Annotated in this window: 28 protein-coding genes; 10 read left to right on the forward strand and 18 right to left on the reverse strand. The window is 46.5% G+C overall.

Features of this window, described 5'->3' with window-relative positions:
* Nucleotides 1-62: 62 nt before the first annotated feature.
* The 3 genes from YC6258_RS16735 to YC6258_RS16745 form a co-directional block, all read right to left on the reverse strand.
* Nucleotides 63-1,286 carry an EAL and HDOD domain-containing protein gene (locus YC6258_RS16735; RefSeq protein WP_052830363.1) on the reverse strand — a complete coding sequence of 408 codons (1,224 nt, stop codon included), beginning with the start codon at nucleotides 1,284-1,286 and terminating at the stop codon, nucleotides 63-65.
* Between the two features lie 274 nt (nucleotides 1,287-1,560).
* Nucleotides 1,561-2,142, reverse strand: coding sequence for a thymidine kinase (locus YC6258_RS16740; protein WP_044617968.1), 582 nt, complete (start codon nucleotides 2,140-2,142; stop codon nucleotides 1,561-1,563).
* Between the two features lie 60 nt (nucleotides 2,143-2,202).
* The gene (locus tag YC6258_RS16745) at nucleotides 2,203-5,082 is read right to left on the reverse strand and encodes an insulinase family protein (RefSeq protein ID WP_082070763.1); all 2,880 of its coding nucleotides are present in this window, start codon (nucleotides 5,080-5,082) and stop codon (nucleotides 2,203-2,205) included.
* 108 nt (nucleotides 5,083-5,190) lie between these two features.
* Here YC6258_RS16745 and YC6258_RS16750 point away from each other — a divergent pair, with 108 nt between their 5' ends.
* The gene (locus tag YC6258_RS16750; RefSeq protein WP_044617970.1) at nucleotides 5,191-5,970 is read left to right on the forward strand and encodes an enoyl-CoA hydratase-related protein; all 780 of its coding nucleotides are present in this window, start codon (nucleotides 5,191-5,193) and stop codon (nucleotides 5,968-5,970) included.
* Nucleotides 5,971-5,973: 3 nt separating this feature from the next.
* Here the strand turns inward: YC6258_RS16750 and YC6258_RS16755 are convergent, their stop codons facing one another.
* Nucleotides 5,974-6,609, reverse strand: a complete 636-nt coding sequence (locus YC6258_RS16755; protein ID WP_044617971.1) for a TetR/AcrR family transcriptional regulator — start codon at nucleotides 6,607-6,609, stop codon at nucleotides 5,974-5,976.
* A 190-nt stretch (nucleotides 6,610-6,799) separates the two neighbouring features.
* Between YC6258_RS16755 and YC6258_RS16760 the strand changes: the two genes are divergently transcribed.
* The 6 genes from YC6258_RS16760 to YC6258_RS16785 all read left to right on the forward strand — a co-directional run bounded on the left by YC6258_RS16760 (nucleotide 6,800) and on the right by YC6258_RS16785 (nucleotide 9,839).
* Nucleotides 6,800-7,483 carry a Bax inhibitor-1/YccA family protein gene (locus tag YC6258_RS16760; protein WP_044617972.1) on the forward strand — a complete coding sequence of 228 codons (684 nt, stop codon included), beginning with the start codon at nucleotides 6,800-6,802 and terminating at the stop codon, nucleotides 7,481-7,483.
* 67 nt (nucleotides 7,484-7,550) lie between these two features.
* Complete coding sequence (tusD, locus tag YC6258_RS16765) at nucleotides 7,551-7,940, forward strand: sulfurtransferase complex subunit TusD (protein ID WP_044617973.1); 390 nt, start codon at nucleotides 7,551-7,553, stop codon at nucleotides 7,938-7,940.
* On the forward strand, nucleotides 7,937-8,260 hold the full coding sequence (locus tag YC6258_RS16770) for a DsrE family protein (RefSeq protein ID WP_044617974.1): 324 nt from the start codon (nucleotides 7,937-7,939) through the stop codon (nucleotides 8,258-8,260). The genes tusD and YC6258_RS16770 overlap by 4 nt, the downstream gene beginning before the upstream one ends.
* Nucleotides 8,261-8,262: 2 nt before the next feature.
* Nucleotides 8,263-8,529 carry a hypothetical protein gene (locus YC6258_RS16775; RefSeq protein ID WP_044617975.1) on the forward strand — a complete coding sequence of 89 codons (267 nt, stop codon included), beginning with the start codon at nucleotides 8,263-8,265 and terminating at the stop codon, nucleotides 8,527-8,529.
* Between the two features lie 3 nt (nucleotides 8,530-8,532).
* Nucleotides 8,533-8,838 carry a TusE/DsrC/DsvC family sulfur relay protein gene (locus tag YC6258_RS16780; protein WP_044617976.1) on the forward strand — a complete coding sequence of 102 codons (306 nt, stop codon included), beginning with the start codon at nucleotides 8,533-8,535 and terminating at the stop codon, nucleotides 8,836-8,838.
* Nucleotides 8,839-8,849: 11 nt separating this feature from the next.
* Nucleotides 8,850-9,839 (forward strand): glycosyl transferase family protein, encoded by a 990-nt coding sequence (locus tag YC6258_RS16785; protein WP_044617977.1) that lies wholly within the window; start codon nucleotides 8,850-8,852, stop codon nucleotides 9,837-9,839.
* 25 nt (nucleotides 9,840-9,864) lie between these two features.
* Here YC6258_RS16785 and YC6258_RS16790 read toward each other — a convergent pair whose 3' ends face one another.
* Together YC6258_RS16790 and cysG are read right to left on the reverse strand one after the other, a co-directional pair.
* Entirely contained in the window at nucleotides 9,865-10,386 is a 522-nt protein-coding gene (locus tag YC6258_RS16790; protein ID WP_044617978.1) for a glycoside hydrolase family 108 protein, read from the reverse strand.
* 147 nt (nucleotides 10,387-10,533) lie between these two features.
* On the reverse strand, nucleotides 10,534-11,949 hold the full coding sequence (gene cysG / locus YC6258_RS16795; protein WP_044617979.1) for a siroheme synthase CysG: 1,416 nt from the start codon (nucleotides 11,947-11,949) through the stop codon (nucleotides 10,534-10,536).
* Nucleotides 11,950-12,322: 373 nt separating this feature from the next.
* Here cysG and YC6258_RS31205 point away from each other — a divergent pair, with 373 nt between their 5' ends.
* Both YC6258_RS31205 and YC6258_RS16810 read left to right on the forward strand, forming a co-directional pair.
* Nucleotides 12,323-12,457, forward strand: coding sequence for a hypothetical protein (locus tag YC6258_RS31205; protein ID WP_281176269.1), 135 nt, complete (start codon nucleotides 12,323-12,325; stop codon nucleotides 12,455-12,457).
* 473 nt (nucleotides 12,458-12,930) lie between these two features.
* On the forward strand, nucleotides 12,931-14,442 hold the full coding sequence (locus YC6258_RS16810) for an RICIN domain-containing protein (protein ID WP_044617981.1): 1,512 nt from the start codon (nucleotides 12,931-12,933) through the stop codon (nucleotides 14,440-14,442).
* Between the two features lie 277 nt (nucleotides 14,443-14,719).
* Here YC6258_RS16810 and YC6258_RS16815 read toward each other — a convergent pair whose 3' ends face one another.
* The 3 genes from YC6258_RS16815 to YC6258_RS16825 are packed head-to-tail and all read right to left on the reverse strand — an operon-like array spanning nucleotide 14,720 to nucleotide 19,096.
* A complete protein-coding gene (locus YC6258_RS16815) occupies nucleotides 14,720-15,649 on the reverse strand; it encodes a DUF2971 domain-containing protein (RefSeq protein WP_044617982.1) in 930 nt (309 codons plus the stop codon).
* Nucleotides 15,650-15,653: 4 nt separating this feature from the next.
* A complete protein-coding gene (locus tag YC6258_RS16820; protein WP_044617983.1) occupies nucleotides 15,654-18,191 on the reverse strand; it encodes a DEAD/DEAH box helicase in 2,538 nt (845 codons plus the stop codon).
* Nucleotides 18,188-19,096: a HamA C-terminal domain-containing protein gene (locus YC6258_RS16825; RefSeq protein WP_044617984.1), complete on the reverse strand. Its 909-nt coding sequence runs from the start codon at nucleotides 19,094-19,096 to the stop codon at nucleotides 18,188-18,190. The genes YC6258_RS16820 and YC6258_RS16825 overlap by 4 nt, the downstream gene beginning before the upstream one ends.
* A gap of 831 nt (nucleotides 19,097-19,927) precedes the next feature.
* On the opposite strand from YC6258_RS16825, the gene YC6258_RS16830 reads away from it, so the two are divergent.
* Nucleotides 19,928-20,812, forward strand: coding sequence for a HEPN domain-containing protein (locus YC6258_RS16830; RefSeq protein WP_052830364.1), 885 nt, complete (start codon nucleotides 19,928-19,930; stop codon nucleotides 20,810-20,812).
* Between the two features lie 590 nt (nucleotides 20,813-21,402).
* Here the strand turns inward: YC6258_RS16830 and YC6258_RS30320 are convergent.
* The 9 genes from YC6258_RS30320 to YC6258_RS16870 all read right to left on the reverse strand — a co-directional run bounded on the left by YC6258_RS30320 (nucleotide 21,403) and on the right by YC6258_RS16870 (nucleotide 24,662).
* A complete protein-coding gene (locus YC6258_RS30320) occupies nucleotides 21,403-21,543 on the reverse strand; it encodes a hypothetical protein (RefSeq protein WP_169748909.1) in 141 nt (46 codons plus the stop codon).
* Nucleotides 21,540-21,839, reverse strand: coding sequence for a hypothetical protein (locus tag YC6258_RS16835; protein ID WP_044615372.1), 300 nt, complete (start codon nucleotides 21,837-21,839; stop codon nucleotides 21,540-21,542). Before YC6258_RS16835 ends, YC6258_RS30320 begins: the two co-directional genes overlap by 4 nt.
* The gene (locus tag YC6258_RS16840; RefSeq protein ID WP_052829967.1) at nucleotides 21,836-22,300 is read right to left on the reverse strand and encodes a hypothetical protein; all 465 of its coding nucleotides are present in this window, start codon (nucleotides 22,298-22,300) and stop codon (nucleotides 21,836-21,838) included. Before YC6258_RS16840 ends, YC6258_RS16835 begins: the two co-directional genes overlap by 4 nt.
* Nucleotides 22,297-22,545: a hypothetical protein gene (locus YC6258_RS16845; protein WP_044615371.1), complete on the reverse strand. Its 249-nt coding sequence runs from the start codon at nucleotides 22,543-22,545 to the stop codon at nucleotides 22,297-22,299. The genes YC6258_RS16840 and YC6258_RS16845 overlap by 4 nt, the downstream gene beginning before the upstream one ends.
* The gene (locus tag YC6258_RS16850) at nucleotides 22,542-23,000 is read right to left on the reverse strand and encodes a hypothetical protein (RefSeq protein ID WP_044615370.1); all 459 of its coding nucleotides are present in this window, start codon (nucleotides 22,998-23,000) and stop codon (nucleotides 22,542-22,544) included. Before YC6258_RS16850 ends, YC6258_RS16845 begins: the two co-directional genes overlap by 4 nt.
* On the reverse strand, nucleotides 22,997-23,563 hold the full coding sequence (locus tag YC6258_RS16855; RefSeq protein ID WP_044615369.1) for a hypothetical protein: 567 nt from the start codon (nucleotides 23,561-23,563) through the stop codon (nucleotides 22,997-22,999). Before YC6258_RS16855 ends, YC6258_RS16850 begins: the two co-directional genes overlap by 4 nt.
* Nucleotides 23,560-24,024, reverse strand: coding sequence for a hypothetical protein (locus YC6258_RS16860; RefSeq protein ID WP_044615368.1), 465 nt, complete (start codon nucleotides 24,022-24,024; stop codon nucleotides 23,560-23,562). Before YC6258_RS16860 ends, YC6258_RS16855 begins: the two co-directional genes overlap by 4 nt.
* Nucleotides 24,024-24,260: a hypothetical protein gene (locus YC6258_RS16865; protein WP_044615367.1), complete on the reverse strand. Its 237-nt coding sequence runs from the start codon at nucleotides 24,258-24,260 to the stop codon at nucleotides 24,024-24,026. Before YC6258_RS16865 ends, YC6258_RS16860 begins: the two co-directional genes overlap by 1 nt.
* Nucleotides 24,261-24,407: 147 nt before the next feature.
* Complete coding sequence (locus YC6258_RS16870; protein ID WP_044615366.1) at nucleotides 24,408-24,662, reverse strand: hypothetical protein; 255 nt, start codon at nucleotides 24,660-24,662, stop codon at nucleotides 24,408-24,410.
* Nucleotides 24,663-24,680 lie beyond the last annotated feature (18 nt).

Consider the following 24,680-nt stretch of genomic DNA (forward strand, 5'->3'; position numbering starts at 1 on the left):
TTGTCCGCGCCGGTGATTCGCTGGAGCGGACAATTATTTCGCACGATATCTTTGCGGGATATTTATAGACGTTCCATTTCCCGAATAACCTCTTCAGTCCATAAAAATGCCTGATTGAATGCGACGGTCAGTCGCATGTTTGACTTGAAATCCTCACCTTTTAAGACTTGTTGTTCTGTGATCAAAACATGTTTCAGCACTTTGCCCAGATCGCCTTCCATTCGAGTCAAAGCGCTGCTCATCTCTTCCGAGAGGTCTATCATGTTGATGAATTCCCTGGTTTTTATACCCAGTAGAATATCTGTTGCACTCAGCAGTCCGATCAAAAATGCTTTTCCTGCGGTTGCTTTAGATAGATTCAGCGAAGCGCAATAAAACTCACAGGTCTTGGCTCTGGTCATTGCCAGTCTGAAGACTTCTACGGGACTGTCACTGGCGGACATAAATGAAAACAGGATGGCCCAGTACTTTAAGGTTTCCAGCCCCAGATAAACAATCGCCTCCTGCAGGCTGTTCACTTGTTTATTCAGGGAATATAAAGAGCTGTTGATTATTCTAAGCAACTGCATGCTCAGTTTTGGGCTGCGACTGACCACGTCAGTAATAGAGTCAATATCTGCTGATTCATCATTCAGTATTTTCAATACCTGAACCAGATTGCCCTGTTCCGGACGAATCTTTTTCCCATGGATCAGTTTCGGTCTGGCCAGAAAATAGCCTTGAAAATATTCAAAACCCATTGCTTTGTAGGTCTGAAACTCTTCATCATTTTCCACTTTCTCAGCCAGCCATTTGGTATCCAGATAACTGTACTGTTGCTTAAGCGCGCGAACCTGTTCAACGTCCTGTTCCATGATATCAATCTTAATAACCTCGGCCAGTTCAAGCAGCGGCTGCCAACTTTCATCAAATTCAAAATCATCCAATGCAAAATGAAAACCTTTGCGCTTCCATGCCTTTACCGACCGCACCACCGCTGCATCCACTTCAATACGCTCAACCAGTTCAATAAACACCAGATCAGGATTCAATGGAAGAAAGGTTTCTGATAGCAGAAAGTCTTTGGAAATGTTGATAAAAACCGGGCGATTCAATTTCTCCATTTGCGTGGAGACACTGGAACAAAGATTCAACACTACCTCACTGGTTGCAAATACTTCACCCACTTCGAGTGCCGACTTTGAATCGGGGTCACGATAAAGTAACTCTGATCCAAACAGTGACATGTCATAACGATAAATAGGTTGCGCAGCGAGGAGGATTAAATCCCCTTCAGATTCACTCATACCAACTGTGACATCCAATTTTAAGTTAATTTCGAAAACTCATTATGATTGCTGTAAGAGTCTGGCAATAACTGTTTTTAGCCAGTTCCAGTCTGCTCGCATTTTACACGCAGACCATTTTTTTTAGATTGGAGGCTAATAACTACTCAGTATAGTTGGCGCGCTGATTGTTTGCGTACAAACAATTTAGAATATTAACCAGCGCGATATTGAAAGTGCTGACAGGCAGCTTGATCATGGACCCTGACCGATAAACCAGGCGGACTATAAATGTTTAATAACGACCAACGGCTTCCATATAGTGTTTCCGGCACATGGACACGTATGACTCATTGCCACCGATGACAATTTGCTCACCTTCAGCGATTGCATTTCCGTTCTGATCCATCCTGACCACCATGGAAGCTTTGCGCCCACAATAACAGATGGTCTTCAATTCAGAAATCTTATCGGCAATGGCCAGTAATCGCTCAGAACCTGGAAACAGCTCTCCCATGAAGTCGGTCCGGATTCCATAACACAACACCGGCATGTCGTGCAGATCCACTATTCTGGCCAACTGATCAACCTGTACCTTGCTCAGAAACTGCGCTTCATCGATCAGAATACAGGCGTACTGCTCACCCCGATTGATCATGGCCTGAATTTCCTGGTACAGGTCCTGATCACCAAAGGTCAACGCTTCCGATTCCAGGCCGATACGGCTGCAGATTCTGCCCTTACCAAAACGATCATCGATGGCCGCTGTGTATAACAACACCTGCATCCCGCGCTCGCGGTAGTTGTATGCACTTTGCAATAGAGAAGTCGACTTACCTGCATTCATGGCTGAATAATAAAAATACAGCTGCGCCATATAGATGATGTTCCTGTGGAAAATAAAGAAGGCGGCCAGGATTGGCCGCCGAGATTATAACTAAATTTTCAGTACGGTCAGCCCCAACTCTGATATTTGTGACTGCTGGCTGCTCTGGGTAATCACGGCAGTACTGGCAGGTTGATTCAACAGGTACTGTTCGGTCACCCGCTTGAGGTCCTCCAGACTGACTGACAGCAACTGTTCACGATACTGGCGACGCTGTTCGGGAGTACGGCCATACAAGCGATTATAAAACTCCGATTTTGCTTCACCGGACGGTGATGCCGGTTTGTCCATGGAGCTGATTACGCCCAGCAGAGCTTCTTCAAACATGTCGTAGGTGACTTCGGTCTCGACAAACCATTGTAACGACTTGTCGAAATCATCCAGCGTACCCTTGAGGCGCGGGTCACGGTAGCTGTAGAAGCGGAATACACCGTTGGAGGAATCATGACTCGCACCACCGCCGTAGGCTCCACCTTTCTCACGAATCGCGCTGTGCAGGTAGTGATTGCGCAGTATGCCGGCCAGAATGGTGAAGACCGGATTATCAGGATGGTCCGGTGCTACGGTAGGATATGCTTTGGCACAGAAATTCACCTGTGTGTTGGTCATCCAGGCGGTATTGGTATGTTCAAACTGTCCGGCATTCAGCTCCACTCCAGGGCTACCCGCCAGCATGGGCTGCCAGCGGGCGACATCGAGATCATGGTCAGCGATTGTCAATACCTGCTTCTCTGTGGAAAGCAGTTTTCGATGCAGCTGTACCAGTTGCTGTGACAACGACTCTCTACCGGCTTCATCTGCCAAACCATCGTGCATACGTTTAATGTATTGAATGGACTCCAGACCATTCAACATCAGGTTCAAACGACCTCCCAGAGACCAGCTCGCAGATGCGGCACCCATGGCAAGTGCATGACCATTGCCGGTGATGGACTGCTCCTTACGCGTACGGATCTGACTGATCAGTTCGTAAATACGATCCAGCTCGTCAAACCTTGGATTTTGCAGATGCTCCATCATCAAGTCTTCGAGATGGGAAACATTACGATCCAGTGCCTTACCGGATAGCACAAAATGACCCGTGACTTTGGCACAACTGTCCAGGGCCGAGCGGTATCCCATCCAGGCATTCAAGCCACCAGTGTAGCGGGCCTGTAAGCCCTGAACGTCAAGATAGCTTTGACCGGAGGTACCCAGTTCAGTCAACAGCGTGGTCAGTGTGGGCACCAGTTGCAGTTCCGCTTCGGTCAGCTCGGGCACTTTACAAACCACCTGGACATAGCTGATACCGTTACTGCCTGCCTGATAGTGAGACCATTGAGGCGTGCTGATTTTGGGTTCAAGATGATGAATATCGGCTGGCACATCCTCTAACGTGACTTTCGGCAAAATGGCGGGATCATCCTGTTGCGCCTGACGCTCTTCCAGCAGCCTGGCCTGCTCGACCAACTGTTGTTTCTGCTCGTCGCTTAACGAGGCGCTGATGGCATCCAGTTTTTCCCGTTCAGCGTTATCCTGGGCGGCAGCCAGCTGTGCATCCGGTTCCATGACCAGACGGGTACGATGATAATTATTGAGAAACAGCTTATGGATCAAATCCGGGATATAAGCTGGCTGAGTGATATTTTCCCGCAGCTTGGTCAGAATTGGATCGATATCGAGGTCCGCCAGGGCATCACCATCATGCACAGCAGCAGGCAAACAGCCGAGAATGAGCTGTAGACCGTAAGGGTAACTATCGCCACCGATCTCCCGCTGACTGAACTCCAACTGATGCAATACCGCTTCCAGCTGCTCCTGAGGAACGCCTTCATCAGCCACTTTTTTCAGGGTATCCAGTATCAGTTGTTCAACGGCTTCAGCCTGATCGGGATTGGAGCCTTCAAGTCCACAGACAAATGCCATTTCCCGGTTAGAGGTTTCCAGGCCGCACAATGGTGATGGAGAGACTCCGAGGTCGCTCTGTTCCAACGCTTTGCGAAGCGGCGAAGCACTGTTGTCCAACAACAGGTTGCTGATCAGATGCGCTTCCATCTGTTCAAACAGATTGGCACTGTCGCCCAGCATCCAGCCCACTAATACGTGGGTTTTGTTATCAAGATCACCTTCTTCGACTGCATATTTTTCCACCACTGAACGCGGTGCTGATCTGACCGGCTCCGGCATGACTCGCAGAGTCTTGCCCAGAGGCTCAAAACGAGACAAAGCCTGGTCATGGATTTTTTGCTGCAGCTCTTCAACCGGGATATTTCCAAAGGTCATAAAAATGGCATTGGAAGGATGATAATGAACCCGATAGAACTCTTTTAATTGTTCATACGACAGATCGGTGATATCAACCGGTTCACCGCCACTGTTGTGATGATAGGTCGATTCATCCCATAAATGCCGGGTAAAGAGTCGCCACAATTTTTGAGTGGCGGAACTCATGGCACCCTTCATTTCGTTGAAAACCACGCCTTTGTACTGCAACGCAGAAGAAGCATCCTGAGCATTTTCAAACTCAAGGCGATGGCCTTCCTGCTTGAAATCCAGTTCATTTAAATTGGAAAAAAAGACGGCATCGAGATAAACGTCCAACAGATTAAAAAAGTCTTTGCGGTTTTCACTGGCAAATGGGTATGCAGTCCAGTCACTGCTGGTGAACGCGTTCATAAATGTATTCAAAGAACGCCGGATCATGGTAAAGAATGGATCACGCACCGGATATTTTTCACTGCCGCATAACACGGTATGTTCCAGTATATGAGCAACACCTGTGGAGTCGGTTGGAATGGTGCGAAGGGCCACCAAAAAAACGTTCTCATCATAATCAGTTTTTAAATGAAAGTGTTGCGCCCCGGTCTGACGGTGGCGGTATTCCTGAGCCTGAATGCCCAGAGAGGATATTTCCTGAGTTCTGATTAGTTCGAATGCACTATGGTGCGGCATGATTCTCTCTCTATCTTGATGACTCATTTTTATGACTGATCACGTAGCACCGCCGTGGTTATTGAGATAATGTAGTACAGGTCACTCGATAACAATAAGAAGACGCTGATGGAAACCGTTCAAACCAACATTGATGCTCGCGGTGTCGCGACTCTTACCATTAACCGTCCTGAACGGGCAAATGCTTATAATGACGAAGTCATTTATTCTTTAGTAACGGCACTTGATGATTTTTCAAACCATCCGGATATTCGCCTGGTTTATCTGAAAAGCACCGGCCAAACCTATTCCGCTGGGGCTGATTTAACATGGATGGGCAAAGTTGTAAATTCCGGGGGGCAATCAAATCGCAGCGATTGTCAGCAGACCGCCAGGTTATTTTCCACTATTTATAACTTTCCGCTACCCATCCTGACAACCATCCAGGGCCCGGTATACGGGGGCGGAGTCGCTATGGTGGCCTGTTGCGATATCGTTCTGGCTGCTACCGAGGCTGAGTTTTTTTTAAATGATGTAAAGTATGGTCTCGCACCCGCAGTCGCGAGTCCATATCTGATCAAGGCGCTTGGAGAAAAACGTGCCAAGTACTATTGCCTGACTACCCGGCCTTTCACCGCGCCGAAGGCATTATCGTACGGACTGGTGCATGAAGTACTGCCTGCTGACCATCTCGATTCCGCAGCCGAACAGATTATCACAGACCTTTGCACCTTCAGCCCGACCGCTCTGAGGCAAACCAAGGCAATGCTGCAATACAGCGCCTGTGAGCCGTTTGACGATGACTTGATTGATGTAACCGTGGAATGCTTCGCGGAACTCCGAAACGGACCGGATTTCCAGGAGAGTCTGAACACATTTGCGGAGCGCAAGCACCTGCACCATGGATAAAAACTATTCGTGGTCCACACCCGCAACAATAAACGGCAACAACATCTGTACGATTTGAGAAATATGATTATCAACCCGGGTGTCATTCAGTGCCATGGCTCTTAATGTCTCGATATTAGATAACGTAAAAATCGTCGCACCGATGGCAAAGTGTATCCGCCAAAACAGGTCGTTAGGTGAAATATCCGGGCGACTTAACTGAATCGCCGAGATAAAACGTTTATATGTATGGTGGTAATTAGTGCGAAGAAACTTCTTTAAGTGCCCCTGAGACTGCGTATAAGCAAGCCCAAGCAGTTTCAGGAACAAGCTCAGACGATTGCCCGAAGAGCTATCATGCACACCGACCAACATTGTTTTAGCCAATACTGCCAACACCTGCTCCAACTGAGCCTGGCCATCATTTTCGGTCGTCAGCACATCCAGTTCCCGATCCAGTAACTGGCAAAATGGATTCAAGAAACGCGCAAAAACTGCCTGTATCAATTCCTTTTTGGAACCAAAGTGATAATTGACCGCGGCCAGATTAACACCCGCATGAGAAGTGATGGATCTGAGGGAGGTTTCTGTAAAACCGTGGGTAGCGAATAATTCCTGGGCAGTATCCAGTATTCGAGAAGCGGTATCCTGCTGTGTCACCCTTACATCACCTCAATTTAAACAAACGTTTTAAACATATGTTTAGATCAAGATTTTGTCAACGATGATAAATAAGATCCCGTACTTACCCGCACCGCAGACATTACATAGCCTCTACATCCAGAATATATTGAAAATCATTCATATAACTCCATAATAGTAAGCAACTTTCCAAAGGAGCTAGACAAACATGTCCGATTTACAAGAGTTGAACAGTATTGCTTCGGGCAACCGTAGCGCAACTTCCGTTTCAGCATCTTCAAACAAAGTCTTACGTAATACCTACAGCCTGCTGGCGCTGACCTTACTGTTTAGTGCGTTTACCGCTTTTGCGGGTATGGCAATGGGTATCGGTCAGGGAGCCTCTCTGGTCATGATGCTTGGTGCCATCGGTATTCTTTGGTTTGTCCTACCACGTTCTATTAATTCCGGTATGGGTCTGGTCTGGACATTCGTGTTCACCGGTCTGATGGGTGCATCTCTGGCCCCCATGCTAAGTTATTATGTCGGTGCCGGAATGGGCGGTCTGGTACTTCAGGCCCTGGGTGGTACCGCAGTCATCTTCTTCGCTCTGTCTGCGTATGCACTCGTCACCAAGCGTGATTTCTCGTTTCTGGGAGGCATCCTGTTTATAGGTCTGCTGGTGGTTCTGGTTGCTGCTCTGGCTAATATCTTCCTGGCTATTCCAGCAATGCAACTGATGGTATCCAGCGCGGTGATTCTGATCATGTCTGGATATATCCTGTACGATACCAGCCGCATTATTCATGGTGGTGAAACCAACTACATCAGCGCAACTATCGGTCTGTACCTGAACATCTATAACATCTTTGTTCACCTGCTCTCTATTCTGGGCATTATGAACGACGACTAAGATGAGTTATGCTGGGAAGCCCTGACGGTGTCAGGGCTTTTTTTTGTCCAAAAATTAAGTACCTACCATGAATTACAGCGTTACAGTCACCGCACCACCCTACCTCTCGGAAAGCCACGAAACAGCGTTTTCCGTGTGTGAGGCCCTGCTGACGGCCGGACATACTTTAACCCAGGTATTCTTTTATGCTGATGCTGTTGCCATTGCCAACACGCTGACGATTCCTCACCAAAATGAAGTCAACTGGCAGCAGGCCTGGCTGACACTGGCTCATCAGCACGAACTGGATTTGATTGTCTGTGTGGCCGCAGCTCTGAGACGAGGTATCGTCAACGAACAGGAAGCCCATAATAATCAACTCCCCTATGCTAACTGTCATTCCGGGTTTACCATTTCCGGACTGGGTGAATGGGTCACCGCGACAGTCATGGCAGACAGACATCTGGTGTTCAAATGAGCGATACATTCTGTTTTGTGTTCGAAAGCGATGCATTTACTTCCCAGGTGATGGATGAAGGCATTGATATGGCATTTGCCGCCGCTGCATTTGATCAGGCAGTGACCGTTATTTTGACAGCGAAAAACAGCCGGTTGGTCCACCAACACAATCAGTCACAGCATCGGCTGATCAAAAAACTGAAGTCGCTATCGATGTATGGCATCGAACAGTTGTTTGTCCTGGACGATACCGAAGAATTGATGCCCGGATGGGAAACCATTGATGCAGACCAGTATCAGCAAGCACTGAATACTGCTAATCAGGTAATGGTGTTTTAAACATGGCAACGTTATATACCTACAATCGATCAGAAAACCTTCCAGAGGCCCTGCAGGCGCAATTGGATGTCACAGATGCCCTTATACTGATGGGGCCGGCGGTCTTTCTTGTGCCTACGCTGGAGGAGGTAGAGACGCAGCTATACGTATTGGAAGATCATCTGCGGAAACGAAACCTTTCCAGTGCCGACATCCAAAAGGCTAAGGTAATCTCTCCATCCGAACTGGTGACTCTGACTGAACAATATCCAAAGTTTGTAGCGTGGTGATGAGTGAATATTGATCCTGAAGGTTTTCTACTGAATTTTCGCGATTGGGACCGCAACCTGGCCCATCAAATTGCCGCTGACAATCAGATAGAGCTTACCGATGAACACTGGGAAATCATCGAACTGGCACAGGCTTTTTTTCAGGAATTTGATTACGCACCTTCCCAACGTCCGTTGGCGAATTTTATTAAACTAAAGCTGGACAAAGCCAAAGCCTCCAGTATTTATCTGATGAAACTCTTCGGGGCCAGCCCGGCCAAAATGGTAGCCAGAATTGCCGGGCTGCCTAAACCTAAAAACTGTCTTTAACAAAGATTATTATGAACAAACATCCATTCGCGGAATTTATCCGCATTCTCGGACGAGGCAAGAACGGCAGTCGTTCATTGACTCGTGAAGAAGCGCGCGACGCGTTTTCCATGGTATTGGAGAATACCATCGAAGACGTGCAGCTCGGTGCGTTCCTGATGTTGCTAAGGGTCAAGGAAGAAACCGGTGAGGAAATTGCCGGATTTGTCGACGCCAGCAAACAGCATATAAATGCGCCACAACACCTGCACGCAGACATCGATTGGGGATGTTATGCCGGTAAACGTCGACACAATCCCTGGTTCGTCCTCAGTGCTCTGGCTCTTTCCCAGGCTGGTTACAAGGTCTTTATGCATGGCGCACAAGGACATACGGCTGGCAGGGTTTATGCTGAAGATACCTTTATGGAACTGGGTTTACCGATAGCGAACAACTGGCAACAGGTGGAAACCGCTATGACGCAGCAAAATATTGTTTATTTTCCGATTGCGCATTTATGTCCGCGTCTTCATGACCTGATCGAACTGCGTCCTTTACTTGGACTGCGCTCCCCGGTTCATACACTGGCAAGACTGCTCAATCCACTGAATTCATCAGCAGTGGTACAAGGTATTTTTCACCCGGCTTATAACGGCATTCATCAGCGGGCTGCCTGCCAGCTCGGCTATAAAAGCACCTTGATCATTCGTGGCGAAGGTGGTGAATTTGAACGTAATCCGGAATCGAAGCTGACGCTGTTTCGAGTGATGGACGGCCTGGAAAGCACCCTGGATATGGACATGGTGCTCAAACAAAGACAGGTCAAACCTGAGTCTTTGGATTTGACCTATATGAAGTCCATATGGCACGGAACTCACAATGACATTTATGCAGAAGCGGCCATCACTGCTACCCTGCAACTTGCATTGATGGCCATGGCAACAGATATGTCCCCCGAACAGGCGAGCCAAAAAGCTCAGGAGATCTGGCTGAACAGAAATCCTGAGACCTTACAGCCCTGAATACACAACGAAAAAGGCTGATATATCAGCCTTTTTTAACACCCGCCAGAGTTCTGTTTAACCAGCCCACCAAAAACTTAATCTGGTCACCATTATTCTGAACAATTCCCACATAGTGACTGACCTTACTGAGCGCAAACTGACTGACAAACAACTCAGCATCATAACCATTGAGACTGGCCAGAGTTTGCGGTCCAACAATGCCATCAGCATCCGCCCCCACCACCTCCTGAGCGTATTTAACAGACGTTCGAACACCGGCATTGACAGCAAAATCAAAGATACTTTCCGCTGCCTGTTGATTGTGAATCTGATCGCCCTTGATCGGACTCCAGAATTCCTGCTGATAAAAATCCGCAACCATTTGTTTGAGTGCAGGATTGTCAGTATCCCCTTGATCGATGAGCTGCCAGCCTGGCCATTGAGGATGATATTTTCGGGCAATGCCCGCATAGGTCTGTCCACCGGAATCACCCGGGACAGTATGGTCTACATAACCGCCTTCATTGCGGATAGTCAATTCAAATGCCGGTTGAAAATCTGCCATGCAGTTCTCCTTGTTAACGTTAAAACATGATCACAACATGGCCCTCCCGATACGGCTTAGGAATCGATGATTATTGCGGGAACTACTCTGGGCCATTCATGTCACAATGGGGCGATTGAAACAGTTTGTCCAGACCCAAAAACGCAGTCATTCAGTATCCGGCATGGAATCCCAGCCAAGCCGGCTGCGCAGGCGTACCACTTCACCGATAATAATCAACGTCGGCGCATGAACAATCTGCTGTTCAAGTTGTGCTGGCATGGTTGCCAGCGTTCCGGTAATAACCTTTTGTTCCGGCGTGGTACCTTTCGATATCAGAGCAATAGGTGTCTCGGCATCTCGGCCATGGGTTATCAGCTGCTGACAAATGATATGCAATCCGTTCAGCCCCATGTAAAACACCAGTGTTTGATTGGCATGCACGAACTCCTGCCAGGGTAAATTCAAAGTACCGTCTTTGAGGTGACCGGTAATAAACCTGACAGATTGAGAGTAATCGCGGTGGGTCAACGGAATCCCGGAATAACTCGCACAACCACTGGCAGCGGTGATACCGGGTACCACCTGGAACGGAATCTGATGCTCCATCAAGCCTTCAATTTCTTCGCCACCCCGGCCAAAAATAAACGGATCTCCACCTTTCAGTCGCAATACCCTTCGGCCTTGCAACGCATGCTCAATCAATAAGCGATTGATGTCATGCTGTGGCAAAGTGTGATTGGAACGACGCTTGCCAACATGAATCAGTTCGGCATCACGCTTTACCAGATCCAGAATCGGTTGCGAGACCAGTGCATCGTAGAACACGATATCTGCCTGCTGCATCAAACGAAGTGCCTTGAATGTCAACAAATCCGGGTCACCCGGACCGGCGCCAACCAAATACACTTCCCCTATCTCACGGCTATCGGCTTTGGCTGCCTGAAGCTGTCGCTCTAACAGGGTTTCCGCCTGCGTCTGTTCGCCACTGAATACCAGCTCGGCCACCGCTCCCGTGAGCACCTTTTCCCAGAATGCGCGCCGACGGCTGATATTCGGCAATTCCTGTTTGACCCGGGCCCGATAGCGGGTTGCCAGACGCCCCAACAGCCCGAATGCTGCCGGGACAGAGGCTTCTATCCGTCCCCTGAGCAACCGAGTCAGCACTGGCGCCTGACCGCTGCTGGAGACCGCCGCCAGCACTGGATCACGATCAATAATGGCTGGAAATATAAAACTGCCGGCTTCGCCGTCATCGACCACATTGCACAGTATGGAATGCTGTTGACAGACGCCGGCAATCTGCGCATTCAACTCATCGTTATCCGTTGCCGCCACAACCAGTTGCCGTTGTTCGAGAATGGCCGATAGCTGATCAGCCTCAACAGTCATGGTCGTTAAGGTCAGCAACCCTTCATATTGCTGCGCCAGATGCTGAAACCGGGCATCCATCTCCGGCGCACAGACTTCAACCCGACCACCGGCTTTCATCACCAGTTCGGCTTTGCGGGCCGCTACATGGCCGCCACCAATTATGAGACATGAATAAGATTGTACTTTTAAGAAAATCGGTAGAAATTTCATTAATCGACCCGGCTTGATATGTGGTCACACGAAATGGTGACAGCAACCTGAATGAGCGACAAATCATATCACCGTTCCGGAATGCTGAATAACCCTTGGAATAGTCAGCAGTTCCCCTTGCTTCACCCGACGACTCCTTACAGCAGGACACAGCAAACGCCCACCTGCAGTAGCCTTGGTGGACATTTTCCCAATCTGCCGCCAAACTAACTGCCCACGTTCGGGAAACACCACGCTATCATCACAATTATGAAGACCAGCCTTGACCATCTTCCTGAGTTCAAACAGCGCGAACTCCAGACCATTTCGGTTATCCTGCGCGATACCCTAAAAGACTACCGACAGCAAGTTTCATCGCCGCAGCTTTCGACGCTTGCAGCGGGCTTATATCGATGCCCGCTATTCCGAACACTTCGAAATGACCGAAGAAGAATTAAACTACCTGGAATCGGAAGTCGTAAAATTGAAAACCCTGGTGGAAACAGTCTGCCTGCGGCAGCTGACGTGAATCAGTGTCAGCCTCTACCGGATCCCGATTACATTTCAGAATCAACAAGCAGGCCTTGTCACTCATGTGTGGCCGCAACGGTCTATAAGCTCCCGACAAGCTTTGTGAATATCGTTTAGACCGGTAGTGTAGATACCAAACACACCACCAGGGCAAAGTCGTCACAACCTCAAGCCTGATGAGAAGCTCTTATGTCCTGCGATAAACTCACCTCGCTATAAACGTAAGAACCTCGTTGAATTAAAAATCTTCCATTGCAGATGTTCTGGCTGATATTGCAATCAAACAGCCGTTTTAGTCCATGTGTTACTCAGGTTCACTGAGGTATGATCAAGCACTCTGATGCCTCTATCATCAGAACAAAACCGGGTTGGTAACCGTCTGATATTTGACTTCCTCGCCAGCAGTCCCGGTCAAAAATGATCTTATTAAGTGGTTTTTCGAATTAAAGTTCACACAGGAGAATAATAACAATGAACGAGACAACTGCTTTATTACCGTCCTCTCTTTCACGTCTGATAGCAACCTCGGCACTGGCAATCACTGCCACGGTTGCAGCCATTCCTTCAATAGCCGATACCAGTGACTTTCGCGGTATGAACTGGGCACGCCTGGGCGATAACTTTACCTCCGACCAGCTCGTACTCCAGGGGCTTAACATTAACGACAGCTACAGCACCATCTACACTAAAGCCAGCGCCATTTATGGCGACATGAGTTCTACAATGGGTATCAATACCGTCCGCCTGCCGGTCAATCCTGCGACTGTCAGCGATACCACGTGGTGGAGCAACTATCGCGCCACCATTGACGCTGCCACCAACCGGGGCTTCAAAGTGATTCTCACCTATTGGGAAGACGGTTCAAACTCGGGTGGAAAAGTTTCAGACATGAGCACCTGGAACACCATGTGGTCAACCATCGTCAACACCTATGCCGGCAACAACCTGGTCTACTTCGAACCAATGAATGAACCTCATGGTTACAGCTCTTCGCAGTGGCGGGATATTGCCGCCGATTGGTTGAATAGCTACAACTCGGCTCCCATAAACCGCGTCTTGATAGATGGTGTCGGCTATGCCCAGGACGTGACAGATATCTGCAACGACAGCCGTTTTGATGGATCGCTGCTGTCATTGCATCACTATGCCTTTTTCTACGGCGAAAACGACTACTGGGGCTGGCGCAATCATTTCGAAGCCCGCCAGAGCAGCTGCTATGACCGGGTGGTCGTGACAGAGTTTGGAGCGCCCATGGACACTGGTCTGAACTATATGGCCACAGAATACAGCGACAACTTCATTGCTCATATTCGGGCCGTCACCGGCAGCATGCATGATCGGAAAATCGGCAGCGTCTACTGGCCGGCCGCTGGCGGGAAAATCACCGATGGCAGAGGTGATTATGATTACTATTCGATGTTTGCCATCAGCGGTACCAACAGCGACATGTGCCTGTCGGCTCGTAACGTCTCCGGCGCCCAACGGGTTATGTTTGGCTGGGGGGATACCAACCCAACAGTTACAGACGGTTGTGACGATAACAGCGGGATCATCAGCGGCAAAGCCTACTACATTCAAAACCGTAACAGCGGCATGTGCCTGCGCACTCTGAACGGCTCGACTGCCGATGCCACCAGCATCGTGCAATACTCCTGCGGTACCGATGACGTGGAGAAATGGATCGTCAGCACCATTGGCAACAACCAATACACCATTGTTCAGGCCGCCAGCGGCAAATCCGCCGACATCAATGGCGCTTCCACTGAAAATGGTGCCAACAACATCATCTGGCCCCGCAACAGCGGTAACAACCAAAAATGGCGCATAGAGCCTCAAGGCAACGGATATGTCCACATCGTCAACGTCAACAGTGGACTGTTGCTCGACATCAACGGTGCCTCAACGGCCGACAACGGCAACAACATCCAATGGCCCGAAAATGGTGGGGCTAACCAGGACTGGACGTTTATAGTGGCGGATTAACTGCTCCCTTGATTTAAGGGTCGATAAACAGAAGGCGGTTTTGGCTGCCTTTTGTTTGTTATTAAGCAAACGGTAGACCATTGCATCCTATTCAAGTGATAACTCGCTACGCACTTTTCTCCTGATCAGCCTCACAGGCAATTGCAGAGCAACCTAAAATAGTTGACCACTACATATGGAGATGGAAAAGCCTTCTGCGTCCCAATGACCTCTTTCGGCCAAAAACGGACATTGAGAAATCCTAATTTCCAATTCCTATGGTCAGCACGATACAGATTCAATAGTTATCTTTTGGATCGCCAAATATTTCGATACCAGATCGAGATGTTCTTGGTAGAGACGCCCGCAGCTCACCCAAGTCATCAGTCCGGTCTAGCTCAAAGGTCTTCCAAACAGAGTACATGCTATAAAACTTAATATCTCTTGCTTTAAGTGCCTCAACGACTGCGTGAATAACGGCATCAGGGCAACGAAGACCAAAATTTATCTCTTCGAGCTTTAGAGGAGAATCCTGCAAACCGATACGATCAAATACTCGCCATTCTTTTTCGTATTGCCATGGCTTCGCTTTTCTCAGAAACATTTGTCCATCCAAAAAACCCTTAGCTTGATCGTCTTGATGTAATATAGCTTTAGCAATCAAGCTGGTTGGGACTGTTCGCTCTCCCCCATAGTCAACTTTATTGATTTTAGGTTTTGGATTTCTATCCAGAGAATACCCTACGCAAAAACCTTTGTGCTGATCGCCGTAATGGCTCCAGAGTAAAGGGTTATTATATTCTTCGGAAAGACAACAGACACCGCGATTATTTTGCTTGAATAGCTCTGCCTGAATAGCATAAGTAAGCAGATTACACTCAGCCTCTTCAATGCTAACCTCATAATCAGGGTTAGTCGCATGATAGGCGATATTCCTAATTTCATTATCTGCCTCCTGTTTTCCCTGTCTGTGAGCGTGGGTTTGAGCCTTCTCGCCGTCGACTTTGGCAGCTTTTAATGAATTGGTGATTTCTCCTGTAACCCGCTTTTCGATCAGTGCTATTAGGATATTCCTGAGAGTTGATTTATCTGAATCATTGATAACCGCTGGCTTGCAGTCCAACGGGTCATTGAATTGATTCGGTTCTGAGAAATAGAGCTGGTCATGGCACAGCGCATCAAGAGAAAGCGCATTAAATGGCTGGTAACGATATATTTTCTTTGGCATTGGACTAAATTACCTCCACCAACTCTTTAAATTCAGGAGAGTTTTCATCCATCGCTTCTATCAAGGATTCTTTTCTGATGCTTAACAACGAACCACCCTCAAAAACAAAAAACTCACTGTGGTTTTCAAGTAGAAAGTTGGCCAAATGTCTTGGAATTCCGATGTTTTGTAATTCAATTATACGCCAGTCATTCGTGCCATATTCGAGAAACTCGCCCCAATTTTCACCAGCGTTTTTGTCGCCTAATTTCTCCGCCAATATGTCATAATAATTACTAAAATAATTCTTCAATTTAAACCTAAGAATATTATCGACATCGGATATAAGATTATTGATGACTATATTAATGTGCTTTTGGCTCTTCGAATTAAACGGCACTGATTGATTATCTTCCCAAATCACTCCGGTTTTTTCATGATATTTTATCGAGTTAGAAATCATCCAGCTTAAAGGCTGCGAGTCCATCCAGTTAGCCATGAGCACTGCGTAGTATTTTAGAATATCTCTTGAAGGAAGGAGCTTTTTTCTGCCTGTCACTTCTTCCGTTTCCCATGAATAAAAATCACACAAAAGCTCCAACTTTTCTAAGACAGATTCATAGCTGATATTTGATGACAATTTTTTAGATGCCAAATCTTCGCTTTGAAAAATGTGATTTTGATATTTAGATTTAATCATTGAATATGACGAAAGAATCTTTTCAGGAACCAATGTTTCCTTCTTCAATTTTTGTAAAACAACCTTCGCGTTATCATTCCTTTCTAGAAAATTTGACCTTAAAGGAGATTCGTCTGAACGAATTTCATGAATTAGAGCGATATTCGCATAGTGATTCCAAATATTTATTTCGTTTGCAGTAGCCGATTTTTTCGTAAATTCTTTTCCTGAAAGAGACGCTTCAATATTCTTATAAAAATTCCCTCGTCCTGAGTTCACTAAAGGCTCTATAGGCTTTATTTGTCTGTTTTTTACTACGTCTAAGTCTTTTTCAGGGTTCTTCCATCTGTATTTCTTGTCTTCAATCCGAGTACATATAATGTTGCCTGAAAGCTCTTGTGTTAATCTTCCAGCACGGCCAGCCAAATTCCAAAAGTCAATATCAGAAAATTTGGTTAGGCCAATAGCATTGTTAAGTATGAAAATATTTTTAGCCGGAAGATTAACGCCCTCTAGTAATGTTGAGGTACAAAATACAAAATCTATGCCTCTATCGGAAAAAAGCTGCTCAACCCTTTCTCGTATTCTTTGCGGAAGGCTTCCAAAATGGAAAGCCACACCCTTTTTAAGGCAATCAATTAGAAAATATTTTTTATGCAGATGCTCCTCGATAACGGATATAACTTCATCAATCCGATTATCCTCTTTATCTGGCAAAGTTTTTGAGAATTTCAAGGCATATTCAACGGTGTCGCTCTTTGTATTACAGTATATGATACTTGCATCACGCTTGCTTAAACGTTTGACCCACGTATAAAAATCATCATCACTGAAATCAACATTTACATTTTGCTCATCCGCTACATCCGAAAACATTAAACAACGCTTATCAAGAAAATCTAAAAAGTATCTATTCTGAGAAACCGGAGAACTTTTTACACTTTTTGCTTCCTCTGCACTCTTCTCAAAAAGCTGTAGGAACACTTCTGGATTAGGGATATTAGGCGATGCAAAATAGAGCTTAATACTCTTTCTTTCGGCTTGTAGAATTGCATGATAATATAGCGGACTTCTTGTATCATTTGGGGACGTGATTTTTTGCGCCTCGTCAATGAATAAATACCCAATTTTAGGATTACTAAATTCCGCCAGATATGCTGTTAATCGCTCCGGCGTAAAAATAAAAATAAACTTTTTTTCTCCAGATCTAAAAGATTCGGGAACAGTTGGGTGAGAAAGGATTTTATAGGTCTCAATATCATAGAATTCCTTTTTTAACTGTAGCAAAGTTTGATTTATCAATGCTCTTGTTGGAACAAGGATGACGATATTTTCATTGCAATTATTCTCCTCTATCAAATACCTTATAAACTCTTTAATAATAAAAGACTTTCCTAAGGATGTTGGCCCTGAAAAGCTGTAATGGTTACTGTTCTTTAGATTGCTAAAAATCTCATATTGTTCATCGGTGAAGATCAGGTTTTTGCTACGAGATTTCTGATATATCTCCTTAAGACTTTTCTCAAAAACAAGTTCAATCGAATTATCATCAGAACCTAAATCATTGTCTTCTAAAAACCTTATTGCTGGGAAGTTTCCAAGCTTGACAAAAATAGAGTGAGCAAATCTCTTAAAGAGGTCGTCGCTCTTATAGTCATCAATCAAGAGGCTCACTGTTTTATAGGCTTTATTTTGTGCCTCAAAATTTTTTGCGCGCGAAAGAATGTCTGCAAATCGCAATAAATCAACATATTCCTTAGCACCTAGAATGATTTTTTCTGTGCCAAAAAATCCTGACGCAGACAACATCTCTGCCTTTATGAACAAGTCTATAAAATACTCATCTTTCAATACTTCTGCCGATAGTTTGTCAAAAAAACTCATGCTGTGATCTCTTTTTGAATTTTTTGGCGGCTATCTTCTAAATTTGTAAACGGCAAAACGTATATATAGAAGTGATGACCTGAGAGTTTGTGGTCTTCGATTTTATTTTTTATGTGTTCAAAAGATTTTTCAACTTCAGACTTAACCTGATCTTGAATCTTAAGACGAAACCCTGAATTGGGAAGGCGCTTATCTTCCGCGCTTATAGAAATTTCATAACCAACAAATATTCCGAACGCATCATCTACCTCAAAGTTATTATCCCGTTTTGGGTAAATGATTGAACGGATAAAATCTGCTTCTTCATCATTATATTCCTCTTTCTCCAAATTGTCGCTCACTAGAGCTTTTTCGTACGGCAAACCGCTCTTCTCATCGCCCTTGGCGTTAATACACCTTTTGAATTCATCAATTGACTTGAAGGCATCGGTTAATGCTGTTGTCAGGGATTTAATCGTTTTGGACTCACCAAAAATAAGCTGATAATTTCCATCATCCAGTTTTAAAAAATGCACACCATCCGCACCGTTCACGTAATGACCCGTGGATGTTTTTAGTTCTAATTTGGAAAGAATTTTAGGAGCGTTTAAATGAGTTTCGAGGAAGCAATACAAAAGAAGCTCGCCTAATTCACCCTTATTCTTAAGATAATCCAGAAACTTTTCTCTGGCCTTCCTGGACAGTGTTCCGGGGCGATCAGAATAACGCTCTCGTACCTTTCTTGACAAAGAATATTCTATAACTGGGTCAGTTAAACGATTTGATAACGAGTTATAGTCAAACTCATTTGCATTTATTTTTAGCACAAACAAATCCAGCTTATTTTTTCCATACTTATCCAGCACCTTCGAATTTATATGGTCAAAGCTATCCAGAAATTCCCTGCTTTTGATACTTAGTTCCATGCCTCAACTTCCAGAGATGTAGAAAAACCAACAAAATATTTCACTAATAACACCAACACCTAACATATAAGCTTTTTCCAACTTTCTTCTGATGGCCTAAAAACCCTAAATACAACTTAGTGTCCGCTAAGGGTCGTAAGCAGCTATTTCAGGATAGTATAATATTCGCCTACCGCCCAATTTCCGGTTTGGATATTTCACAGGTTTTCTCGTTCCACAACTCCAGAGTCAAATACAAAGACCGGATTTCGTCCGGCAGGATGCAGAGATAATCCAGGGGCTGGGCTTCGGAGGAATGTCCAAAAGCACACATCAGAAGGCAACAGAAGTATAGTTATAGACGCGCTGGTGGTAGCCCCACGTTTTACGCAAGCTATGTGATCCAGAATTACCCGGCAAACCTGAATCCCGGCACCAACAATTTCACCAGCCGGATTCAAGGCGACAACACTTAATACACGGTTATGTTGTTGTGATAGAAACAGTCGTACATGTGAATGATGGCGTTTAGACCAGCTTTGAGTCGCTGCAGGCTTTATTGCCAATTGAGCCTGGCTTTCGCTTTGGTAATGATGTCCGCATACCTCAATGTCCATATCATGTCCCATACGTTACTCACAGACTAAAAGCCTGGAATCTGACCCGACGCCTGGCACTGGGAATGGCACCATGTGCAGAAGACATAGCCTGAAAATCGCCAGAACCCTTGGTCGATACTGGCTGGAAGAATCTTGCACAAGAGAAACGAACGAGGTGTGTGTGATTTCAGAATCCTGAGTAATCGCGCCATTAATGCCTGGGAAAATATTGAGGCGCTTGACACGATTGGCTATGACCGAAGAAGTTGCTACGATGCCGGCCATGAAAACAACACTTGACCACCTCCCCCTCGATAAACAAGAGCAACTGCGCCATGCGGTTGACATCATTGTGCAAGCCGTTCAACCCTGCATGCTGATTTTATTCGGCAGTTATGCCCGTGGCGACTGGGTGGACCATCTCGAAGAGGACCGTGTCCATTACCGCTATCAAAGCGATATGGATATTCTTGCCATTGCCAAAAACAAAGTACAGGCTCGCAAGATTGAGTTTAAAACCTCCCTGAGCAATCGTTTGATGCGGGAAGTCAAAACGCCGGTCAGCCTGATTGCGGAAGAGATTTACTTTGTGAATGCCCAGTTAGCCAAAGGCCAGTATTTCTATGTCGATATCTACCGCGAGGGCATCCTGTTGCACGATACCGGCAAGCTGGAGCTGGTAGAGCCAAAAGAACTGCCTCTGCCTGAACGGAAAATAGAGGCGCAAAAGCATTTTGATCATTGGCTAAAGGCTGCAAAAGAAGACTTAATGATGTATGAGGCAGCTACTGAGAGAAAACTGCACAACAAGGCAGCTTTTTCGTTGCATCAGGTCACAGAGCGCCTGTATTCCATGATTCTGCTGGTGTTTACCCATTACAAACCCAAACTCCATGATCTTGAAAAGCTACGCACCTTAACCGGCAGCATAGAACCGGAATTCTTATCTGTATTTCCGCAAAGCACGCCCTTTGAGCAAAACTGCTTTGAGCTGTTGCGGCAGGCTTATGTGGATTCCCGTTATAACCCCACTTATTACATCACCACCGAGCAGTTGGAGTGGCTGGCAGACCGAATTAATCACCTCCAGAAGTTAGCCGAAAAACATTGCCGCGCCAAAATCGAGCATTTGGGCTGACAGAGACACGAACCCATACGACATGATGACCGTGAACCTGACGGGGCATTAAAAAATAGCTTCACAAGGCTTTCGCCAGGGAAATGCTCCAGATTAGGTGAATTAGGCTGGCTCCACAAAGGGGATCCCCTATTTCTATTTTTGTGACATTCTGAACCCGCTCAAAACTTATGTATTTAACCGGAATACAAAATGCTAATTGGCATTTCAGATCCGTGACACTCATTTTTCCTGGTTCATTTTTACTATGCGCACCTGGTCATTTTGTGGTCGTCAAAACATCTGGCAATTGAGATTTAATTTTTGCCTGAGGGGAATTGGATTTCTAACTGATTGATTTGAAAGGGAAAATTTGGTGCCCGGGGCCGGACTTGAACCGGCACGACCGTTAAGGGTCGGGGGATTTTAAGTTCTAACTAGAGAAACACAATGCCCCACAATATCCTTAAAAATCAATAAGTTAAACTACTACCCGGCACCTATTCTTACTTAAAAATGGCACGGAAATGGCACGAAATATTACCTCCGAGCTTTAATAATCCTTCCACCCTTCCCGAACCGGTACCCCTTCTTTAACCGCCCATTTGCCTTTAACCCTGCCTTTCTTGCCATCTTTCAATTACCCACTCTAGTTTTGTCACACGCTTATCAATTCGCCAGAACAGCAACAACACCCCAATCATGGAAAGGTTGCCCCCGGCCCCCAGGATCTGAAAAATATCAATACTCACTGACCGCGCCCCTTGGCAATGGCATAAATACCAGCCACACCCGATACTCCTGCCACCAATTCAGCGTTAATTTCAACACCATGGGCAACTGCCCAGGCATAAAATCCAATCTGCGCATAGGCTAAAAACTGACGCCCCATTTTGTGGACAGCATCGACCCAGGGCACAGTCTGTGCCTGAAGCTCTGTCATATACACTTCCGCCCGTAATCGATTCGCCAAGTCTTTATCTGTCACCAGATCATCAATGACCTTGGCTGCCCGTTCAGCCGCTTTTCCCAAACCGAATAATTTCATGCCAGGTTAACCCCCATATGAATGACATCTGCTGAGTAGGGATTAATCCCATTTTCATGCTTGATCATGGCGGCAATCAGATCAGGATATCGGTTGATGGGCAGTACATAGTCACTACGTACGCCCATGCTCTGACAAACCGAATCAATATAAGCGCCTGTATCATTCTCATTTCCGGGTGCCCATCTGCCCACAATGCCGGCCACCGTATCCAGTCCATACTTATTTCGATAGGTCATCATGAGCTTATACGCTGCCCGGATGCCGTATTCTGTAGACTCGAACTGCTCAAAATCTGAGTCAGAGCCAGGGTAAACTTTACCGTCCCATGCAATATCACTTTTTCGGATATTCAATGGGTTTCTGTTTCGAATCCCTCTTATTTTTTCAAACCCCACATAACCCCCTACGCTGATCATTGCGAGTGCCGCCGCACCCGCCGCCACATAAATTGCCTTCATTCAGCCAACAACCCCTTAACCCGGTCATGCTCCGCCACCAGACCGGTGTATCGCTGTTCAAAGTCCTCCAGCCCTATCACTTCATTTTGCCGGTTGTCCAGGTATTCGACTTCACCGATTCCAGTATCCGTATCGAATCTGACAGCCCATTCCCCCGCCGGCATCGAAAACGAGCACTCAGGCGGACCAACGGGTACGCCATCAATGATGATCAACTGGTCTTTGGTCACTGCTGTAATCTTCATACCGCTTTTCTCCCGATATATTGCAAGGGCAGTACATTGATATACTGAGGTTCATTGGTATGGGTAATACCGATAAAGCCATGAGCATGGCTCTGACTGCCGCCTGCGGTTTCTGTCCATATATCATTTGCTAAGCCATCATTGGTGGTCACACCTGTATTGCCACCAGACCGTCCGGCTACCCGATGCCGATGCACTGGCATTTCTGACTCAGACAAGGTATGTCCTAATACGTATCCTGAAGGTCTGATCGTACTTTCCCCGCCTTTGGTACCGATCTCTCCAAAATGCCCGAACTTTGGAAAGTGGTTCAACATGTCGTAAGTGCCATTTTGCCCATCGGCGATCACCCAGCCTTTCTCATATTCACGATTCAAAGCCTCACGAGAGCCTACAAACATCTTTATGTCACCAACCTGCGGCCGACTGTGACCTACAACTGGAATCATGCTCATACATAAAATACCAATGCTGTAATTCTGTTTCCCTCGCCATATCCATTTTCGATCACTGGCAGCCTCCCAGCGCCGGACAAATCAGAATCAGGTTCAACTCTAAAGTAATCACCATCATCCGCTAAATATGCGGTGTTAGAGACCGTAAAAACCCATGAGACCACGCTTTTTGCAGGATATTTCTGATTAAAAATGGCACCCAAGTCCGTCACTTCACCACTATCAACCGTTGTGCTAATCACACCATGCCGGACCTTGGTTTCTGACGGTGTCAGAATTTCAGAGACCTTAACCACTCCCGCTGAATTCTCCAGAGTGGCCCCAGTGGTGCCCATCAACAACAGCTCTACTTCATTGGCATTGTCATGGGCATTTTTGATTTGCAGCTGCCTTGTCTCATTGTCGAATGCAATCAAATCCCCGGATTCAACTGGTACCTCTTCATTACCTTCCCCGGTCATCAACACCAGCGGACCGGTACAGCTGAGCACTTTTATTTTTCGGACGGTCTGTTGAATGATGTATTTACCACCCATGTCAACAGTAAACTTACTTGGCCTCATGAACGCCCCCAAAACGCGAAATAACCGATTCCCAGCACAGCCGCGACCACCGCCCAGACAGCGTAGGACTGGTCTCCCATTTCTGTTTTCTTCAGCTGTTCAACCACATCCAGGGCATCGCCAGTGGTTTTGTTGATTTGACTGATGGCACTGTTCAGATATTGCTGACCGGTATCATTAATGGCCCGTTGACTCTCCAGCCCTACCTCTAAAAACTTGGTCAGCAAGTCTGTATTGTCATCAGAGAGGTGTTGCAGGGTATCTGCCTGATCCTGTGATATTTGCTGCAGTGTTTGAGCGTCAGCCGCCTCAATATTCCCAGTAATCTGGGAGGCGCTTATCGCTCCATCCGCCGCCGTCAGATTCACCGAGTCATCATCTACCCATGACGCGCCGGTATAGTCATAGTTGTAATTGGTTTCATCTGTTTTGGATGAAGACCCTAATAAGTTAAACCCCATCATTGTCTCCCAAACACAAACAGCCCTAATCCCAACAACCCGACCCCGGCCAAAATCCACACCCCTGTATTGGACTGTTCATTGTTTCCAAAGATGATTGAGCCTGACCGATAACTCAGCCCGGAATCGACATTGTTACGCTTGTTATCGCTTTTGGAGCCGGTGGCAGCTGATGCCTGATTGCTCATGCTCCAGCCATCACCCATCCCTAAATCAATACCTGGAATCGCACTCACTTGTTCACCTTCAAAACGTAATACGCAGCACCACCGACCAACCCAATCAATAAGACTCTATTGGTCAGTTGCGTTAGGCCTCCAAACGTCAAGCCACCGGCTATAAAACTGGCAATGGCCAAAATTGCGTATGGCATACATGCCCCCTTATTTGACGACGGCGACCAATAGCGATAGCGCACCAATCACCACCGGTGCTACCTTCAACAACTGAGAGCTTGAGCCGCTGCTGTTTTGACTGGCACTGCCTTGCGCACCCGGTATAGCGTTGGTCTGATCTTCATTGGTTGCTGGTTCACCGAACCAACTTTCATAGACTTCAGACACATTTTCATCCCACCAGCCACTGACGCTGTCCGTAGCCTCATTTGCGGCATCATAAATAGATTGCCAAATCGCCATGCTTACCCCCGGAATAAG

The organism is Gynuella sunshinyii YC6258, from assembly GCF_000940805.1.
In the GTDB taxonomy this organism is placed as follows: domain Bacteria; phylum Pseudomonadota; class Gammaproteobacteria; order Pseudomonadales; family Natronospirillaceae; genus Gynuella; species Gynuella sunshinyii.

Excerpts from the sequence above, each read along its gene's own strand:
- YC6258_RS16735 (WP_052830363.1), bottom strand. The coding sequence starts at position 1,286 with ATGAGTGAATCTGAAGGGGATTTAATCCTCCTCGCTGCGCAACCTATT.
- YC6258_RS16740 (WP_044617968.1), bottom strand. The coding sequence starts at position 2,142 with ATGGCGCAGCTGTATTTTTATTATTCAGCCATGAATGCAGGTAAGTCG.
- YC6258_RS16745 (WP_082070763.1), bottom strand. The coding sequence starts at position 5,082 with ATGCCGCACCATAGTGCATTCGAACTAATCAGAACTCAGGAAATATCC.
- YC6258_RS16750 (WP_044617970.1), top strand. The coding sequence starts at position 5,191 with ATGGAAACCGTTCAAACCAACATTGATGCTCGCGGTGTCGCGACTCTT.
- YC6258_RS16760 (WP_044617972.1), top strand. The coding sequence starts at position 6,800 with ATGTCCGATTTACAAGAGTTGAACAGTATTGCTTCGGGCAACCGTAGC.
- tusD (WP_044617973.1), top strand. The coding sequence starts at position 7,551 with ATGAATTACAGCGTTACAGTCACCGCACCACCCTACCTCTCGGAAAGC.
- YC6258_RS16770 (WP_044617974.1), top strand. The coding sequence starts at position 7,937 with ATGAGCGATACATTCTGTTTTGTGTTCGAAAGCGATGCATTTACTTCC.
- YC6258_RS16775 (WP_044617975.1), top strand. The coding sequence starts at position 8,263 with ATGGCAACGTTATATACCTACAATCGATCAGAAAACCTTCCAGAGGCC.
- YC6258_RS16785 (WP_044617977.1), top strand. The coding sequence starts at position 8,850 with ATGAACAAACATCCATTCGCGGAATTTATCCGCATTCTCGGACGAGGC.
- YC6258_RS16790 (WP_044617978.1), bottom strand. The coding sequence starts at position 10,386 with ATGGCAGATTTTCAACCGGCATTTGAATTGACTATCCGCAATGAAGGC.
- cysG (WP_044617979.1), bottom strand. The coding sequence starts at position 11,949 with ATGAAATTTCTACCGATTTTCTTAAAAGTACAATCTTATTCATGTCTC.
- YC6258_RS16810 (WP_044617981.1), top strand. The coding sequence starts at position 12,931 with ATGAACGAGACAACTGCTTTATTACCGTCCTCTCTTTCACGTCTGATA.
- YC6258_RS16815 (WP_044617982.1), bottom strand. The coding sequence starts at position 15,649 with ATGCCAAAGAAAATATATCGTTACCAGCCATTTAATGCGCTTTCTCTT.
- YC6258_RS16820 (WP_044617983.1), bottom strand. The coding sequence starts at position 18,191 with ATGAGTTTTTTTGACAAACTATCGGCAGAAGTATTGAAAGATGAGTAT.
- YC6258_RS16825 (WP_044617984.1), bottom strand. The coding sequence starts at position 19,096 with ATGGAACTAAGTATCAAAAGCAGGGAATTTCTGGATAGCTTTGACCAT.
- YC6258_RS16830 (WP_052830364.1), top strand. The coding sequence starts at position 19,928 with ATGACCGAAGAAGTTGCTACGATGCCGGCCATGAAAACAACACTTGAC.
- YC6258_RS16835 (WP_044615372.1), bottom strand. The coding sequence starts at position 21,839 with ATGAAATTATTCGGTTTGGGAAAAGCGGCTGAACGGGCAGCCAAGGTC.
- YC6258_RS16840 (WP_052829967.1), bottom strand. The coding sequence starts at position 22,300 with ATGAAGGCAATTTATGTGGCGGCGGGTGCGGCGGCACTCGCAATGATC.
- YC6258_RS16845 (WP_044615371.1), bottom strand. The coding sequence starts at position 22,545 with ATGAAGATTACAGCAGTGACCAAAGACCAGTTGATCATCATTGATGGC.
- YC6258_RS16850 (WP_044615370.1), bottom strand. The coding sequence starts at position 23,000 with ATGAGCATGATTCCAGTTGTAGGTCACAGTCGGCCGCAGGTTGGTGAC.
- YC6258_RS16855 (WP_044615369.1), bottom strand. The coding sequence starts at position 23,563 with ATGAGGCCAAGTAAGTTTACTGTTGACATGGGTGGTAAATACATCATT.
- YC6258_RS16860 (WP_044615368.1), bottom strand. The coding sequence starts at position 24,024 with ATGGGGTTTAACTTATTAGGGTCTTCATCCAAAACAGATGAAACCAAT.
- YC6258_RS16870 (WP_044615366.1), bottom strand. The coding sequence starts at position 24,662 with ATGGCGATTTGGCAATCTATTTATGATGCCGCAAATGAGGCTACGGAC.